This window comes from Paenisporosarcina sp. P4_B8, assembly GCF_056402175.1.
This window is the reverse complement of the sequence record NZ_JBFUHX010000007.1, coordinates 33927-51836: the sequence shown is the minus strand read 5'-3', so window position 1 is coordinate 51836 and position 17910 is coordinate 33927. Positions and strand designations below refer to the sequence as shown.

General features: G+C 39.6%; 11 protein-coding genes, 1 other RNA gene and 1 pseudogene. 10 read left to right on the top strand and 3 right to left on the bottom strand.

Annotated elements, in window-relative coordinates; all coding sequences use genetic code 11:
- The first annotated feature begins 7 nt into the window (after positions 1–7).
- From gpsB to AC1DSK_RS08480, 4 genes are all read left to right on the top strand, one after another.
- On the top strand, positions 8–301 hold the full coding sequence (gpsB, locus tag AC1DSK_RS08495) for a cell division regulator GpsB (protein ID WP_477547929.1): 294 nt from the start codon (positions 8–10) through the stop codon (positions 299–301).
- 65 nt (positions 302–366) lie between these two features.
- Positions 367–744, top strand: an RNA gene (gene rnpB / locus AC1DSK_RS08490) — RNase P RNA component class B.
- A gap of 110 nt (positions 745–854) precedes the next feature.
- Positions 855–1991 (top strand): THUMP domain-containing class I SAM-dependent RNA methyltransferase, encoded by a 1137-nt coding sequence (locus AC1DSK_RS08485; protein WP_477548016.1) that lies wholly within the window; start codon positions 855–857, stop codon positions 1989–1991.
- Between the two features lie 57 nt (positions 1992–2048).
- Positions 2049–3959 carry an ATP-dependent DNA helicase gene (locus AC1DSK_RS08480; RefSeq protein WP_477547928.1) on the top strand — a complete coding sequence of 637 codons (1911 nt, stop codon included), beginning with the start codon at positions 2049–2051 and terminating at the stop codon, positions 3957–3959.
- Positions 3960–4122: 163 nt separating this feature from the next.
- On the opposite strand, the pseudogene AC1DSK_RS08475 reads toward AC1DSK_RS08480, so the two are convergent.
- A pseudogene (locus tag AC1DSK_RS08475) lies at positions 4123–4380 on the bottom strand (OmpL47-type beta-barrel domain-containing protein); the annotation flags it as partial.
- Positions 4381–4767: 387 nt separating this feature from the next.
- On the opposite strand from AC1DSK_RS08475, the gene AC1DSK_RS08470 reads away from it, so the two are divergent.
- From AC1DSK_RS08470 to AC1DSK_RS08455, 4 genes are all read left to right on the top strand, one after another.
- Positions 4768–8028, top strand: coding sequence for a DUF7402 domain-containing protein (locus tag AC1DSK_RS08470; protein ID WP_477547927.1), 3261 nt, complete (start codon positions 4768–4770; stop codon positions 8026–8028).
- A 17-nt stretch (positions 8029–8045) separates the two neighbouring features.
- Positions 8046–8213: an Ig-like domain-containing protein gene (locus AC1DSK_RS08465; RefSeq protein WP_477547926.1), complete on the top strand. Its 168-nt coding sequence runs from the start codon at positions 8046–8048 to the stop codon at positions 8211–8213.
- A gap of 141 nt (positions 8214–8354) precedes the next feature.
- Positions 8355–9422, top strand: coding sequence for a HupE/UreJ family protein (locus AC1DSK_RS08460; RefSeq protein WP_477547925.1), 1068 nt, complete (start codon positions 8355–8357; stop codon positions 9420–9422).
- Between the two features lie 333 nt (positions 9423–9755).
- Positions 9756–10259: a CDI toxin immunity protein gene (locus tag AC1DSK_RS08455; protein ID WP_477547923.1), complete on the top strand. Its 504-nt coding sequence runs from the start codon at positions 9756–9758 to the stop codon at positions 10257–10259.
- A 187-nt stretch (positions 10260–10446) separates the two neighbouring features.
- Here the strand turns inward: AC1DSK_RS08455 and AC1DSK_RS08450 are convergent, their stop codons facing one another.
- Both AC1DSK_RS08450 and AC1DSK_RS08445 read right to left on the bottom strand, forming a co-directional pair.
- A complete protein-coding gene (locus AC1DSK_RS08450; protein WP_477598170.1) occupies positions 10447–10602 on the bottom strand; it encodes a hypothetical protein in 156 nt (51 codons plus the stop codon).
- Between the two features lie 186 nt (positions 10603–10788).
- The gene (locus AC1DSK_RS08445) at positions 10789–11067 is read right to left on the bottom strand and encodes a hypothetical protein (protein WP_477547921.1); all 279 of its coding nucleotides are present in this window, start codon (positions 11065–11067) and stop codon (positions 10789–10791) included.
- 497 nt (positions 11068–11564) lie between these two features.
- Here AC1DSK_RS08445 and AC1DSK_RS08440 point away from each other — a divergent pair, with 497 nt between their 5' ends.
- Entirely contained in the window at positions 11565–15965 is a 4401-nt protein-coding gene (locus AC1DSK_RS08440; RefSeq protein WP_477547920.1) for a S8 family serine peptidase, read from the top strand.
- Between the two features lie 436 nt (positions 15966–16401).
- Positions 16402–17907 (top strand): carboxypeptidase M32, encoded by a 1506-nt coding sequence (locus AC1DSK_RS08435; RefSeq protein WP_477547919.1) that lies wholly within the window; start codon positions 16402–16404, stop codon positions 17905–17907.
- The last annotated feature ends 3 nt before the right edge of the window (positions 17908–17910 follow it).

Here is a 17910-nt window from a genome sequence, read left to right as displayed (position 1 = left end):
ATGTATTATGGATATGAAATTGACGTCAGAAGTCATTTTGGAAAAAGAATTTAAAACTGGATTACGCGGCTATCACCAAGATGAAGTAGATCAGTTCTTGGACGAAGTCATTCAAGATTACAATACTTTTATGCAAACAATTGAAACACTAAAAGCTGAAAATAGACGATTGAGAGACGAATTGGATGAAGCTCCGAGACGTCAAGTTGCTGCACCTTCAACAGGAACAACCAACTTTGATATTTTAAAGAGACTTTCGAATCTAGAAAAACATGTATTCGGCAGTAAGTTGTACGAATAATTCAACATTCCAAGGATGGATTGTTTATTAAATGAAAATCAAGTATAATGAAGAAACCATTTAGATAATCCAGGTAATCGCTGCAACGCTTGACGTTGTAGAGGAAAGTCCATGCTCGCACGGTTCTGAGATGACCGTAGTGTTCGTGCTTAGCCAAAAAATAAGCTAAGGCAGTGTTACAGCTGACGGCGGGAACAACACCTAAGTCTTCGGATATGGTTTATGTTCTCTGAAAGTGCCACAGTGACGGAGCTGATTCGGAAACGTTTCAGGTGGAACGAGGTAAACCCCACGAGCGAGAAACCCAAATTATGGTAGGGGCACTCTCATGCAGGAATTGAACGAATTGAGGGACAGACGATGTCTGTAGATAGATGATTACTACTCACTTGTACGAGGCATCAGCCGCTTGAGTACGTGATAACAAAACATGGCTTATTGGGTTTTCTAATGGGTATACTTGACTACACAAGCTCTCCACTAATTCGGAGAGCTTTTATTAATAAATAAGCAAATAAATGAAACAATGATCGTTAAAAGAAAGGATGAGATGATGACGACTCATCGATTAGTAGCAACATCAGCAATGGGGTTAGAATCCATTGTGGCAGATGAAGTAAAAAAATTGGGGTATGAAACCCAGACTGAAAACGGAAAAATATATTTTGAAGGGGACGAGCATGCCATTGCCCGTGCCAACATGTGGCTACGAGTAGCGGACCGTGTCAAAATAATAGCTGGTGACTTTAGAGCCACCACATTTGATCAATTATTTGAACAAACAAAAGCGATTCCTTGGGAAAAATATTTACCGGTAGATGCAGCCTTTCCTGTTCAAGGGAAATCTGTTAAATCGAAATTATTCAGTGTGCCCGATTGTCAGGCAATTGTTAAGAAGGCAATTGTGGAACGTTTAAAATTGGCTCATAAACGAATTGGTTTTTTGGATGAGTCCGGTGCAACATTTAAGATTGAAGTTAGTATACTTAAAGACCAAGTAAAATTAAGCATTGATACAAGTGGTGTCGGTTTACATAAACGAGGGTATCGCTTAGATCAAGGGGAAGCTCCATTAAAAGAAACATTGGCTGCTGCACTGGTCTATGTTTCAAAATGGAATCCTAATCGCCCGTTTGTTGATCCATTCTGTGGGTCTGGGACAATTCCTATTGAGGCAGCGATGATTGGTCAAAACTTAGCTCCAGGGTATAACCGTAGCTTTATTAGTGAAGACTGGCCATGGATGTCAAAAAAAATATGGGAAGATGTTCGCTTGGAAGCTGAAGAGTTAGCGAACTATGATCAGCCATTAGATATCACAGGTTCTGATATAGATGCGCGAATGATTGATGTTGCAAAAAACAATGCAATTGAAGCTGGCTTTGCCGATTTAATTCATTTTAAACAGCGTCAATTAAGAGATTTCACAACTTCGTCTTTGGACGGTGTTATGATTGGAAATCCACCTTATGGTGAGCGTATCGGGGAAAAAGAAACGATTGAAGACATGATTCATGATATGGGGCGTATAATGGATAGTTACCCTACATGGTCTGTTTATATGTTGTCATCAATGGCAGACTTCGAAACGTTATACGGGCGTAAAGCGACTAAGAAACGCAAATTATTTAATGGATTTATCGAAACAAACTATTATCAATATTGGGGTAAAAAATCACCTCGTGAATAGCACCCAAAACGGATAGGTCAACCTATCCGTTTTCTTATCGTTTGAAAGGGGATCACTATGAAACAAACATTACCATTTGCACTAACGAAAGACCGCTCTTTTTTTGAATCACTAGGTGATTGGATGGGTGACGTTCTTTATGATGAACTGCCTGAAAAAGGATTCGAATGTCGTGATGAGCAGATTTATATGGCCTATCAGATTGAAAAATCTTTGAAAAATAAAAATGTTTTGTTTGCCGAAGCTGGCGTAGGAACAGGGAAGACGATTGCTTATTTACTTCCGGCAATTTCCTATGCGCGATACACAGGAAAACCTGCTTTGATTTCGTGTGCTGATGAGACGTTAATTGATCAGCTCGTTAAAAAAGAAGGAGATATTCAAAAATTACAAGATTCACTAGGATGGAACATTGATGTCCGTCTAGCAAAGTCACGTGACCAATATTTATGTTTAAAGAGACTTGAGCACGAACAAAAAACGAATGATGAAGAATTCCTGGAACAAATTGAAGATGGAATTCCTGATTTTGTGTACGGTCATCAGTCGCTCCAATCGGTTTACCCATACGGAGAGCGCAGTGCTTTTCCGGATGTCAGTGACGAGGATTGGCAAAAAGTAAATTATCATCCGATTCAGCAATGTGCCGTTTGTGATATCCGCAACCGTTGCGGTCAAACGATTCATCGACAAAATTACCGTGAAGCTGGAGATTTGATCATTTGTTCGCATGATTTTTTAATGGAACACATTTGGACAAAAGAATCGCGTGTACGTGAAGGACAGATGCCTTTACTTCCTGACGTTTCGATGATTGTACTGGATGAAGGTCATTTATTGGAATTCGCTGCTCAACGTGCATTGACTTATGAAGTACAGAGCCAAACGCTTGTGTCATTGATTGACCGTGTCGCACAGGATGGCGTACGTGAAAAGACATTGCAATTGCTAGAAAGATTGCAGGACTTACATGATGATTTCTTCAAAGAATTGCTGACTCATGCACATGGTGAAGAAGGAGAACGTCTCCATATAGATAAAACAGATCGCGTTCTTCAGCTTGGCCAACAGCTTGTGAAATTAGTAGAACAAATTTTAGAAGAATTTGTATTTGAATCAGAGCTTTATACGATTGATGAATATGATCTTCGTATGGTTGAGGAATACTTAGAACAATATGTGTTTTCACTCCAATTATTTGTTCAAAATGGAGATGCGGTCGATTGGTTGGAAGAAAAAGATGGTATTGAGACATTAGTCATCATGCCACGTCTCGTAACAGATATTTTAAATGAAAAATTATTCACAAATAAATTGCCTGTTGTTTTCTCTTCAGCCACTTTATCGGTTAATAAAGACTTCACCTATATTTCAGATGCTTTAGGTATCGATCAGTACCATTCGTTTAGTGTTCCATCTCCATTTGATTACGACCAAGTAATGCAGATATTTGGTCATTCTGTCGATAGTGAAACGAAAGCAAAGAAAGCACGAGAACTACTCTTACAATCTAAAGAGCCCACTTTATTATTGTTCAAGTCGAAGAGTGATATGGTGAATTTTGAAAATTCCCTTTCAGTGGAAGAAAGAGTTGGTATGGTTTTTGAAGGAGAACGTGAATTATCATCCATTGTGCGTGATTTCCAAGCAGGACATATCTCTACATTATGTTCATACCATTTATGGGAAGGGCTTGATTTGCCTGCAGAAGCTTTAACACGTGTGATTATATTTGATTTACCTTTCCCTCCGCATGATCCTTTGTTCGATGCGAAACGAAAATTTTCTAATGATCCTTTTGCAGAAGTCGAATTGCCGTTTATGTTGTTACGCCTTCAACAAGGAATTGGCCGTTTGATACGGACATCTGCCGATCATGGATCCATCCACTTGTTATTGAATGATGATGAAAAGCAATTGAGTACAGATTTTACACATATACTCCCAGTAGAAATATCATGGGTATAAAGTAAAGTCCATCCTGATAAATAAGCTCAGACTGTAGACAAACTCGCATTTTTTGAGTTTGTCTACAGTTTTTTTATTTAATTTTTTGGAAGTTAGCATTGAAGGGGAGTAGCGCGATTTCCTTTCAAATATTGTTTCGTACTAAAATCCTTTAACTCTCACATTACATATGAAATATGAGCCGGTATCCCGTTGCAGGGTGAGGTACGGTCACCGCGATCGACGGAGCTTTCTTATCAATACTAACGGATACCGTATGCGCTTGTTCTACGTTGCCTGCTTTGTCTACGCTCCAATATACAAGCTTGTGAACTCCTTCTTCTGACAATACGACGGTCGTTCCCGTTTGCTCAGTGCTATCGTCTACCGTGTAGTAGGTATTGGCTACACCCGATTCGTTATCACTCGCGCTTAAGGTTACAGTGACATCTTGATTGACCCAGCCGCTTGGCGCATTGTCCGTTGTCGTTGGCGGAACATTACAAAACCTTTACGTTGGATATACACTCTATTAAAATTTATCACTTACTATTAAGCAGTTAAGCAAATTTGATTCTGGAGGGAGTGGAAATCTTGTAGCAAGAGTTGTATAGGATCAATGCTTGCGAAGTTAGCTCAAAAACTTTACGACGAGGGAGGGACAACAAGATTCGACGCCGCCTTCAAAACGCGAATTTTTCCAGCTAAGTGATCAAGTAATATAAAATCCTGATTTTCAACCCCACTAAGGGACCCCTTAACGGGCTAAGCAAGACGACAAACGGCCATTTCATATTGAGTATTACAAAGAATAACAGGAGGTTTAATTATGCTATTTCTTAAAAGGCTAAAAAAGCCAATTCTATCACTCATGCTGGTGAATGTGGCCCTGATGGGTGTAGTAGGCAGTACTGCGGCAGAAGGCTCTGCAGCAGGGGCAGAAAACACTACGGAAGATCCTATCTTCAGCTTCATGTCAATGTCGGACACGCATAGCGATACGGGTAAAACGGCTAAAGCTGTAACGGATGCTAAAAATAATAATGTAAGTGCAATAGTTTTAGCCGGGGATATAACCAATCTCGGGGATAGCGGTGAATATGACGCCATAAGAAATGCTATCGATTCTGTAAAAGATCATCCGCCGGTATATTATGCAATGGGAAATCATGAATACGATTGGCAGCCGGATTTTAATGTAGCGAAGAACAGATTTATACAAAAGGCAGGAATACCAGAAGAGAAGGTGTATTACCACCGGGAAATACAAGACTATGACTTCATATTTTTAGGGTTTGATAAGAAACCGACCAATTACGCGTATATGTCCGACGAACAGTTAGCCTGGTTTGAAAGCAAGCTTGCTGAAAATGCTGTTCCGGACAAGCCGATTTTTGTGTTCACGCATAATCCTATTCACCAGACTGTATCCAAGTCATATTCTTCGGATAATTATAATGAAAATTTGGTACAGGAACAGAAGTTCAGAGATATCCTTGAAAAATATCCACAGGTTATTTTAACAACAGGACATCTTCACGACGATACTAAGATAGAAGGCAACATGTACACCAATGGATTCACTGCAGTAAGAGACGGTGCCGTTTTAAATAATCAAGCTATGATTGTTGATGTATATAAAGACAAGTTACATATAAAGGGAAGGGATGTAAATGCACAAAAAACCATATGGGAAGGTACTGTGAGTCTGCACCCGAATACAACCGGCATGTATGAAGCCGAGGATAGTGTATTCGCGTATGCAACCGCTGGCGACGACATAAATCCGTCCGGCGGCAAGTACGTGAAAATGAACGATGGAAAAGCATATATCGAGTCGCTCAAGGTTGACGGAGGAGCTTCTGGCGGCAACAAAATATTGAAAATCAGGTATGCTACCGATGCTGCCAATGTTACCAAGGGAATATATGTAAATGGAGCCAAAGTACAGACGCTCAGCTTTCCGACTACCGGAAGCATGAGTTCGTATAACGAATTGGTGGTACCTGTTGAGTTGAATACGGGTCCAAATAACAAGATCGTCATAAAAAGCGATAGCAACGCAGCGGGTGTGAACATAGATAAACTCCAAATTATGGATACTAACGATCCCAAAAGGATGTGGGGATTTAACGACAATGGCAACGACAGTATCAAGAATGGGTTTAATGCAACTTTGCATGGAAGTGCTGCCTATGATAAGACGGATAAAATGGAAGGTTCCGCTTCACTCAGCCTTAACGGTGCAGACGGTAATTATGCAAGTACAGATCTTGTATCCAATAAAAAGAACAATCTAACGCTAACAGCCTGGGTGAAGTGGAATGGTGCAACCTCAGGATCTCAACAAATATTGTCCAATGGAGATGGCCTTACCAATGGATATTCCATCGTGCTGGATCATGACCAAGGCGATAAGGTGTCCATTGCGATCAACGGGCAGACGATCCTTGGATCGCAGACTGCTTTGACGGCGGGCCAATGGACCAATATCACGGCGGCAAGAAGAAACGGCACCTGGGAGCTTTATATCAATGGCAAGAGCACACAGGTAACCAATAATACAACAGCTCCTTCTACGCCAACAACGGGAACGTATATCGGTGCAGACAGTAGAGGCCAACATAGCTTTAATGGACGTATTGATGCAGTAAGGGTTTACAATCAAGCATTGTCTACAGATCAGATCATGGCAATTGCCAACGAGACTTCTAACGTTAAGTTGCAAAGCATCGAAATAACTAAACTGCCAACAAAGTTGAATTACCTGCGGGGAGATGGGCTTAATATAGACGGGCTGGTTGTGAATGGCACTTACAGCGATGGAACAACAAAAGTGGAAAACGTAACGGTTGATAATATTACCGGCTTTAAGTCCTTTCGTATAGGAAAAGTGCAACTGGCTGTGACTCTAGGTGGAAAGACAGCCAGCTTTAATGTAAATATTTTAGATGTATTGCCTGGTTCAGCATTGGTGCCAGGAAGGATAGAAAGTGCAAACTACAATTCGAAACAGGGTGCTGTACTTAGAAATCAACGGATTAATGATGGCGGACCCGCATGGCGAGTGGGTGCTATGGAAATAGGCGACTGGATGGAATATAACGTAGATGTGGCAAAATCGGGATTCTATCAATTAAATTACAAGGTGGCATCAAACGCGGGGTATACGGGAGAGGTTGAATTCCTGGTAGATGGAGTACCTCAAACGAGAACCTCAATCTCAACTGGGGGTCCGACCAACTATGTCATCAAATCCGAAACGGTCAGACTGAGTGAAGGCTCACATAAAATAAGGCTGAATGTAAATGCAGGTTTTTGGGTTTTTCGCTGGTTTGAATTGATAGAGATTCAAGAAAAAAAATTGAACAGCATCACAGTACCTGCTGACATAACAGAGGTGGCAATCGGAACGGCGAAGACAGCGGACGCCCTTGGATTGCCAAAGAAAGTATCCTTGGATACCGATGCAGGCAGGGTGGATAATGCCAATGTGACATGGAATGTAGATGCTTCAAACTATGATCCCACTGCCACGACGGCGCAGACCCTCACTGTAAATGGAACTGTAACTTTGCCAAATGGGGTGGCAAATCCCAATAACGTGCCTTTAACAACAAGCATTAGAGTAACTGTTAATAAGATCCCAGCGTGGACCGCCGCAGTTACCGCTTCATCGTATTACGATGCCGCTCGTTCTCCCGACAAAGTGTTCGATGGCATCATAGGGCAATCGGGCGAATGGGCGTCCAAGGGAGAACAGAATCCATGGATCCAGGTGAATTGGACGACGAATCAAACGATCAGCAAGATTACCTTCTATGATCGGCCCTATTTAGCTGACTGGGCGCCCGGCGGAACGCTTACCTTTAGCGACGGAAGCACTGTGACGGTTTCAGGAATCCCGAATGACGGGAGCGCTTATTCTGTAACTTTCCCTGACAAGACGGTGACATGGGTCAAATTCCAGGTATCCGGTGGAAGCGGACCAAATGTCGGTTTGTCGGAAATGAAAATTTTAGCGCCGGTGCTTCCGGCTGCGGAGATTAGCGTCCTTGAAACAGGAACTGTAATACCGAAGACATCGTAGACTTCAAACCGGTTACCGTGGATACGAACATAGGCGAAATACCCGCACTACCTGCAAAGGTTGAGGCCATATACAATGACGGAACAACAGGGGCAGTGAATTTTGTATGGGAGGAAATCACAGCAGCATGTGCAGCGGGACGCTCAATATTCATTGACACAATTACGATTCGCACAAGGGATTAGATTCAAACTTTGATGAAAAGAGGTCCCGCGGCAAAATATTTGCTGCGGGACGCTCTATATTTAGATGCTCAATATTTATTGACACAATTACGATTCGCTCCAAGGGATTAGATTTAAACTTTGATGAAAAGAGGTCTCGCTTTGAAAATACGTGCATTCCTGTCCTTGTTCATAGTCACCTTAATGTTTTGTGCGAATCCCAGCACTTCATTTGCCCATACCGACAAAAGTAGGGGTTACTCGATTTTAAACATTAAAGGGAAAACGATTGAATATGAACTTTTTCTTGATCAAATAGACATGCTGGAACAATTTGATACCAACAAGGATAAACATCTGGAGAACGAGGAACTATCCTCGCAGAAAGAAAGAATCGAATCGGTATTACATAAAGATCTTCGTATAGATGTGGATTCGAAGCCCTTAACGATGGAAATGCTTTCGATGGAGTTGGCAGAAAAGGCTTCCACTATCGGCGTAATTTTTAAATTAAGGTTAACCGCCGATGAAGCGATCGAACAATTTAATCTTCATTACAATCTGATGTTTGAAGATACGCCTCTACATACGAATGTACTTTTGGTCCATTCAGGGGAATATTTCTATCAGAATATTCTTGATACCAAAAAAAAAGATGTTCAGATCACCATTGCTCAGCCTGAAAGTGAATCCGTCCTATGGAAATACTTTGTCCTTGGAATCGAACACATTTTGACCGGGTTCGATCATTTGCTGTTTTTGTTATCCTTAGTATTAATCGCATCTCGCTTTAAGGATGCGTTGAAAATTGTTACTGCTTTTACTATCGGCCACAGCATAACACTATTTTTGGTGGCCACCGACCGTATTCAGGTCAGTTCGCATTGGGTCGAAGCCTTGATTGCCCTGACGATCTGTTATGTGGCAGTGGAAAATATGTTTGTTCAAAAGGCAAAATGGCGGTGGCTTTTGACAGCCTTATTTGGCCTGATTCACGGCATGGGCTTCGCCGGGGCTTTGGCCGAAACGGGACTTCCAAAGAGCAATTTGATTGGCACACTCCTTTCATTTAATTTAGGCGTGGAAACGGGGCAGTTCATGGTATTGTGTCTATTACTGCCTCTCTTGATTTGGCTGCGCAGGTTCCCATGGTATCGTAAAATGATGATCTCAGCGTCTTGCCTTATTTTTGTTATAGCATTTTATTGGTTGATTCAACGTCTACAGTAAACCATAGCCTAAAACATGAAAAGATTGCCAACCAGACCTGGAAAGGCAGTATTTTATGTACTTCAGTTAGCAGCGCATCTTGGAAATGAAATCAATGTAGTTGGTCCTTTGACATACGAAGAAAACAATGTAGTGTTTGAAGGGTTATGCTCATCGCCTAAAATAGTAGGATAAAGTTGGTTCCACTTTAATATTGATAATATTAAATAACCTTCTTCAACTAACGGTTGCTTTAGTTAAAGATCCTCGGGCTACTTATGCAGCTCTTTCTTATTGAACTAACGCAGCAGGTTAGTTCAATAAAAATAAATAGTGAAGGAGTTGAACATTAGAGTGAACAAAGAAGAAAGACAGAAGAGATTAAATGAGATTCTAGAGGCAAGGAAACAAAAAGAAATTATCCAAGAAGGAATTCGAAAAGAGAATGAAGTAAAGGTTCTGCTTCTAGAAGTGTTCGGCGAAACGGAAGTATTTGAAATTCTAGATTCTAATAAAAGTAATTTAATTGTAGAAGATTTCTGTGGGAATTTTCCAATTGCTTTTTGGAACAGAATTGACTGGGGAAATGGTAGTGTTAACCGAGTTGAAATAAATGACCAAGAAATTAAAATCGTTCCTTCACTTTTAATTTCTAAAGGATTTGATACTTCAACTCCCATATATATCTTTTGGGGATACGATAGTCATCCATGTGTAAAAACTAATTTAACTAAAGGATTATTAAGGAATGTTGAGGAGATAGTCTGGTTAGGAAGTGATTTATATATTTATTGCCCAACTCAGAAATATGTAATTGAATTCTTTCATGATGATACTGTTAATATTGGGTGGGTTTAGGTCAACAAAGAATTTACTCTTCTTCAACTAACGGGTGTTTAGTTAAACAAGACCATCATTTAGATGGTCTATTTTTACGTCCATCAAGTAGATTTCGGCCATCCATTGTGAAATGTTACACTTAAACTAGCGATGCAGGGGAAGTGCTTTGTTCCAAGGGGGTACCCTATACCACAGCGGAGAACAACTATTGATTAATTTTTAGTTTGAGATTCTTCCAATGAGATTCATAGGAATTAGCACTTAAAATATAAACATCAATTGGTCCTCCAACGGTATTTACATTCATAGCTACATCATTAAATCCTTTCTTTAAGTAATCAACTAATTTATCAAACTCCATATTATTAATATCCTTATTTAGCAAATAGGGCTTAATAATATTAAGGGCCGGTGTATCTCCAATTACCGAAGTTTTGTTTGAAAATGAAATTTCTTTTGTTTTAGAGTCGTAGGAATAAATCTTCGGGAACATTAAACCAGGTTGGTCTTCCTCCAACTTACATAACAGGAAACAAAATAGGTGTTCTTAAGCCTCAGTACCAAGATTCTTAAAACTATTGAGCCACGAATCTCCCAATCCTTTTAATATCAACTCTCCACTACAGTTTTGTAGAACTTCATTATTAATTTTCAAATAGTAATCTGTAAACTGTTGAAAGTCGACATAACCTTTAGGATCATCGTACCCTCTTGCTCCTGAGTGTCCAAGTACAAAAGATTTTTTAAAAAGCGTAATTTTATTAGTAATGTCATCAAAGTTAAATACTCCGTGTTCATTTGTGTTAGATAAACTACTATCGGCCATTATTATAATCTTATCTTTTCATACGTGAGCGATTACCAATGTCCTGACCTTTACCTCCAATAAACTATTCTAAAGACTTCATAGATAAAACTGTGATTACGATTCCAGTGTTATCACTATCTAAAGAGGTGAAAATGCTATCGATAGTTGAGAATAAAGGTTCACCATTCTCATTTTCATATAGATGGTAACTTCCATTAAATAATTGAGCTGCTGCTTCATTGAGCTATTTTTATTATTAACCGTTCGACTTAATAATATGATAGTCTACATTTATTTTTCCATTATTTTTCTGCAAATTCCTTACATTTTCTTACATTATTGATATACTTCTCACATGAAAATAAGTAAGTTTGTCGTTTTATGTCGTTAATAATGGAATAAAAAATGCGGAATTCCCCCAATACATAAAACTAATCAAATCTAGTAGAATTATTTTAATGTTTAAATATTAGAAATTTTTAAACGTTACGTTACTAATAAGGGGGAGAAGAAAATTGGAGAAAAATAGGTTTTCAAATATTCTTGCAAAGACAACCATGGCTACATTATTAATGACTTCTGTCGTTCCTTATAATGTTTTAGGTTTTAGCCCGAGCCAAAGCCAAAGCACTATTCAAGGAATCAATCCAAGTAAAGCTCAATCAGGGACATATCATTTAACCCCTGAGCAGCTAGAAACAATGAACAAAATTAGCACCGAGAGTGAAGTGGGAATTTCACCACAAATCAACGTCAACAGCTCTGAGCAAGTTCGCGTTATTGTACAATTTAAACAAGCTCCAGCAAAAGTAGCAGTCATTCAGCAGCAAATAGCTGGAAACGAGATTTCGTTGACAGACGCTGCTAAAAAGGTTAAAGATTCTCATAAAAAGTTTAAAGATTCTGTTCAAAGATTGGTGGAACAAAAAGCAGAAAGTAGTGACATCACTCCGTCTACTCCTGCTTCACAACCAGAAATTAAGATTACTAGAGAATACCAGCACGCGTTTAACGGAGTAGCGATGACACTCCCAGGAACAGATGTGGAAAAACTATTAGAGTCTGGCTTAGTAAGCCAAATTTTTGCAGATCGCGTTGTGAAAATTGATCCAGTCGGACCAGAAGTTTCCAATACGAATGATTTGACAGCTAGTAATGGAAAATCGACCACAACGACATCGTTATCAGAGAAGCTCAGTGTGTCTGCGCAAAATACTTCTACCAATACGTTGAAAGAGAATTATATTCCTCTTCCAGGTATTGAAGATTTGCATGGAGAAGACGTTAAGGGTGCAGGAATTAAAGTTGGCGTCATTGATACAGGTATTGATTATAAGCATCCAGATTTAGCGGACGCATATAAAGGATATCGTAAAAAAGATGGAGAAGATTCAACGACTATTGATCCGGCAACTGTAAAGGGATGGGATTTTGTCGATAATGATGCTGATCCAACCGAAACGACGTATCAAGATTGGGTAAATGCAGGAAAGCCGACTGATCCTAATGGTTCATATTATACGTCACACGGTACTCACGTATCAGGTACGATTGCAGGTCAAGGGGAAAATAGTGTTGATTTTCCGTCTTTAGGTGTAGCGCCTGATGTTGATTTATATAGTTACCGCGTGTTAGGTCCATGGGGTAGCGGATGGTCTACCGATATTATTGCAGGTATCGATAAAGCTGTACAAGATGGAATGGACGTTATTAACTTGTCATTGGGTGCTCCCGTAAACGATCCGTTAATGCCAGAATCCATTGCTATTAATAATGCTACACTTGCTGGTGTGACATGTACGGTAGCAGCAGGTAACTCAGGGCCGGGTGAGAAAACGCTTGGTTCTCCAGGAACAGCCGCGTTTGCTATTACAGTTGGAGCAAGCGACTTCCCAGTGGGCATTCCTACAGCATCGGCAACTGTTGGCAATGAAACGTTCAACAACATGAAGCTGTTAGGTAAAGGTTTTCATGATAAGTTAGAAACGTTAGTAAACCAATCATATCCGATCGTCCATGTTGGTTTAGGTGGGGAGAACGATTTTAAAGATGCAAATGGTCAACCAATTGACTTAACAGGAAAAGTTGCATTAATTCAGCGTGGTTCGTACACATTTGTCGATAAGGTAGTCAATGCTAAAAAAGCAGGAGCAGTCGCTGTGATTGTGTATAACAATGTCGATGGCGAAATCGACCAGTATCTGGCTAATGATACCAATTTCATCCCTGCTTTTCGTTTAACGAAGGCGGATGGAGAGCGTTTAAAAGCAGCAGCAGGATCTTCTTCCATCACTTTTAGTAATATTGGTTCAGTTGTGACAGAAGGAAATCATCTAGCGGGCTTCAGCTCAAGAGGACCTGCTACGAAGAACTATGACATCAAACCTGATGTAGTAGCACCTGGTGTATCTGTCTATTCCACTTATCCGGAATACGTTCATAGTCCAGAAGACGGAATCGATTATTCGTCAGCATACGCACGTATTTCTGGAACATCGATGGCATCGCCTCATGTAGCTGGTATGGCTGCTCTTATTTTACAAGAACATCCAGACTACACTCCGTTTGATGTGAAAGCGGCGTTAATGAATACATCAGATAAATTATCTAGCGATTATTCTGTATATGAAATAGGAGCAGGATTAGTCGATGTAAAAGAAGCCGTTCATGCAGACGTATCTGTTAAAGTTATGGACAAGACTCAAAATAAAGATGAAAACGGCAGCCTTGTCACGATTGACGAAGAAACAGGTTCAATTGCTTATGGTACGATTTATAAAAAAGAAAACGATACGAATGAAGACAGTCGAAAAATTGTTATTAAAAATAACGGAACCGGGCAAAAAGCTTTTGATATCAGTTATGAATATTCGAAGGCTAAAAGTGGGGTTCTTGACGCAGTGTCCAATAAGGTAGAAATGACAACATCTGCTCAGTCGATTACTGTTGAACCGGGACAATCGGCTGATTTAACAGCGACGATTCGTGTACCAGGAACAGCAAAAACGGGCAGATACGAAGGTTATGTGAATATTGTCAATCATGCAAATCCACAAGAAAGCTATCGTGTTCCGTTCGCTGTTCGTGCAGTTGATAAAGGTATTGAAAGTATTGAAACGGATAGTCCAGCCCTCAGCAACGTGTTATGGACTCCTGCACATCCATTTATGGCGGGTCCTATGAGATTTTTGAAATTCAAAGTAAATAGCCCGATGAAAAATGTTCGAGCGATTATCTATGACAAAGACGGTCGTGCACTAGGAAGCACAAGTCGAACACCTATCGATGCTGAAACAGCACCGATAGACCAAGATTTATTTATACAATATGGCGCTTCTTACTATCCGTTTATTGGAGATCCGAAAGATGAGATAACGGATAGTAACCTACCACAATCAGTATTAGCAGAAGGTCAATATACACTGAAGTTTAGAGCAGTAGATGCAGACGGTAAAACTTACGAGAAAGAGCAAATATTTGTTATTGACAATACATTACCTAAGCTTACCTTTAAAGATAAAGCTCCAGGTAAGGTGTACGAGTTAAAAGATTCAGATTTTACACAAGAAACACTTAACGGTGAAGCTCATAACGCATTTTGGGTTCATGCAAATCTATATGATGAAGGTACAAATCTATTAGCACCACTTGGCATGACACAGTCTTCGAACACCCTTTGGTATTATTTTAATCAGAAATTCTTACCGGATGGAGATTTTCCTGTTGAAGCAAACGGAGACGTGAAATTTGGTATTGAGAAAGAAGACATTGAGAATGGGCCGGCAACCGTTGTTTTATTCCCAATGGATAAGGCTACAAACGCCCATTTATTAAATGATTTCTATCCTTATGCCTTTGTAAAGGACGGTACGCCTTATGTAGTGCCAACTTACGATAAAGAAAAAGTGTATAAAAACGATACGTTAACAATGACTTTAAGTTTGAACAATGTTGAGAAACTTATGTCAGGTACGTACGATCTTGGTTTTTATAAGAATTTTGAATTTTTAGATGTAAAAGTGAATAAAGAGTTCCAACAATATGCTCAAGATAAAGGCTTAACTGTAACCATAGACCAACCAGTCGTAAAGGAGCACCCAGTTTATACCTGGTCTAAAAAGAGCGTTAACGTAGGAGCTCATATAAACGGAAATGGATTCCAAGGATTTAGCGGGGACAGCCCGTTCCTTGATGTAACGTTTAAGCTAGTAGACGATCATTTCTATATTCTTGCAGATACAATGGACGGAGAAGAAAATACGAAAGACTTCAGCTACACGAAGTTTGGAGAGTCTGAACCAACAAAAATGACTCTGTTCAACCAAATTGACAGCTATAAAATTATACCGAAGCATTCCTATGTAGATTCATATTTGCGCCTTGAAGGATTCAGCGGTCAATGGACTAAAGATTTAACTAAGGTTGGAGCAAAAGTATACGCGCAGGATTCTAACGGAGTGAAATATCCAGGAACAGTTGACCAAGCACAAGGATATTTTAGTGTGAAAAATATTCCGTTATCAAAAGAACCATACGATATCGTTGTAGATGCTCCTGGACATTTAAAGAGCATTCAAAAAGTGAATTTAGGTACAAAAACGACTTGGGGCGAGGATATTGGACAGTATTTATTCGCTGCGGGTAAGCAGCCTACAGCTGCTGCGGGAGATGTGAATGGCGATAAAATGATTGATATTTCTGATGTCATCCAAGTGGTTGCTTTTTACGGAAAGGATCATAAGAAAGAAGACTTAAATCAAGACGGTATTGTTGACGAAAAAGATGTTCGCTTCATTGAAAAGAACTTCTTACGAGTAGGACCTGATGCTCCAAAAAATAAAAAACCAAAAGAAAAACACGGCAATAAAGGATTAGAAGACTACTTACGCTCAATCGGTCTTGAACCGATAAAATAACAGAAGCAAACAAATGCCAAGGCAACGTCTTGGCATTTGTTATTTTTTCATGGCTTCGTATAGGGCTTCCGACTACGGCCCTACTCCAGCTGTACTTATCAGCAAGAACGATGGTACCCTCTGGATGGTCAATAAGGTGAACCCATACGACCCAAATTCCACCTGGACGCCATGGCGCAGGTGGCAGCATGGCTTAATCATGATTATGGTTATTAGAGTAGAGAGAAAACTAAAACATCTAGATAAAAGGTAGGATAATAGAATCCATCTTCAACTAACGGGTGCTTTAGTTGAAGATTCGAGTTCTGAAATAATACTTTAAAAAACAAGACCACTTATCCCTGATAAATGGTCTTGTTTTTTGTATAGAATTGAAGAACTTTTCAGTCATTATGGTAAAATGAGAGAGGTGTTTGAATTGTTAAGGGGGATATATATGGAAACGACAGAGAGATTTATAGACTATGTTAAAAAAATGCAGGCCTACAACGAAGCAATTGGTCTGATGTATTGGGATTTACGTACTGGTGCTCCGAAAAAAGGAGTCAATCAACGTTCCGAAGTGATAGGGACATTGTCTTCAGAATTATTTGCAATGCAAACATCTGATGAACTGGCTGGTATGCTTGAAGAACTTGAAAATAATTTAGAATCACTGGATCCAATTACAAAACAAACGTACAAAAAAGTAAAAAAAGAATATGATATGAACAAAAAAATTCCTGCTGATGAATACAAAGCATTTGTAATTTTGACCTCGAAATCTGAATCCGCATGGGAAGAAGCAAAAGACAAATCGGACTTTAAGATGTTCTATCCGTATTTAAAAGAAATCGTAGAAACTACAAAAAGATTCGTTACTTATTGGGGTGTAAAGGATAACAATCCTTACAATACGCTCCTTGATGAATATGAACCAGGAATGACAACTGACATATTGGATGAAGTATTTGGCGAATTAAGAAACCGAATCGTGCCATTGGCGAAAAAGATTGCAGATTCTCAAAATCAACCAAAAACTGATTTCTTATTCAAGACGTTCCCGAAAGATAAACAAAAACAATTCAGCTTGGATATTTTAAAGCAGCTAGGTTATGATTTCGAAGCGGGACGCTTGGATGAAACGGTCCATCCTTTTGCTACTGGTTTGAACCGTGGAGATGTCCGCATTACAACAAAATATGATGAGAATGATTTCCGTTCAGCGGTATTTGGAACGATTCATGAATGTGGCCATGCACTATATGAACAAAATTTCTCAGAGGAACTCGAAGGTCTCCCATTAGCAAGTGGCACATCTATGGGTATTCATGAATCCCAATCCTTGTTTTACGAGAATTTTGTCGGGCGTAATGAAAAGTTCTGGGAGCATAATTATGAAACACTTCAGTCCTACGCTCCGGAACAGTTTGGTCATATTGCAGTTGAAGATTTCCTGGCAGCAATCAATGAATCAAAATCTTCGCTTATTCGAATTGAAGCGGATGAGTTAACATATCCATTGCATATCATGATTCGCTATGAAATTGAAAAAGGTCTCTTCAATGGAGACATGAAAGTAGAAGATCTGCCTCAAATCTGGAACGATAAATATGAAGAGTATTTGGGGGTTAAACCTTCCAATGATGGAGAAGGAATTTTGCAGGATGTGCACTGGGCCGGAGGGGCCTTCGGTTATTTCCCGTCTTACGCACTCGGCTATATGTATGCATCTCAATTAAAAGCAGCGATGTTGAAAGATTTGCCTAACTTCGATGAATTATGTGCTAATGGTGATTTGGAACCAGTGAAAAACTGGCTGACAGATAAAGTACACCATCACGGCAGTATGAAAAAGCCCTTGGAAATTCTAACAGAAGCTACAGGTGAAGGGTTGAACGCAACATATCTTGCTGAGTATTTGGAAGAAAAGTATTCTCGTTTATATAAATTGAATTCATAATAT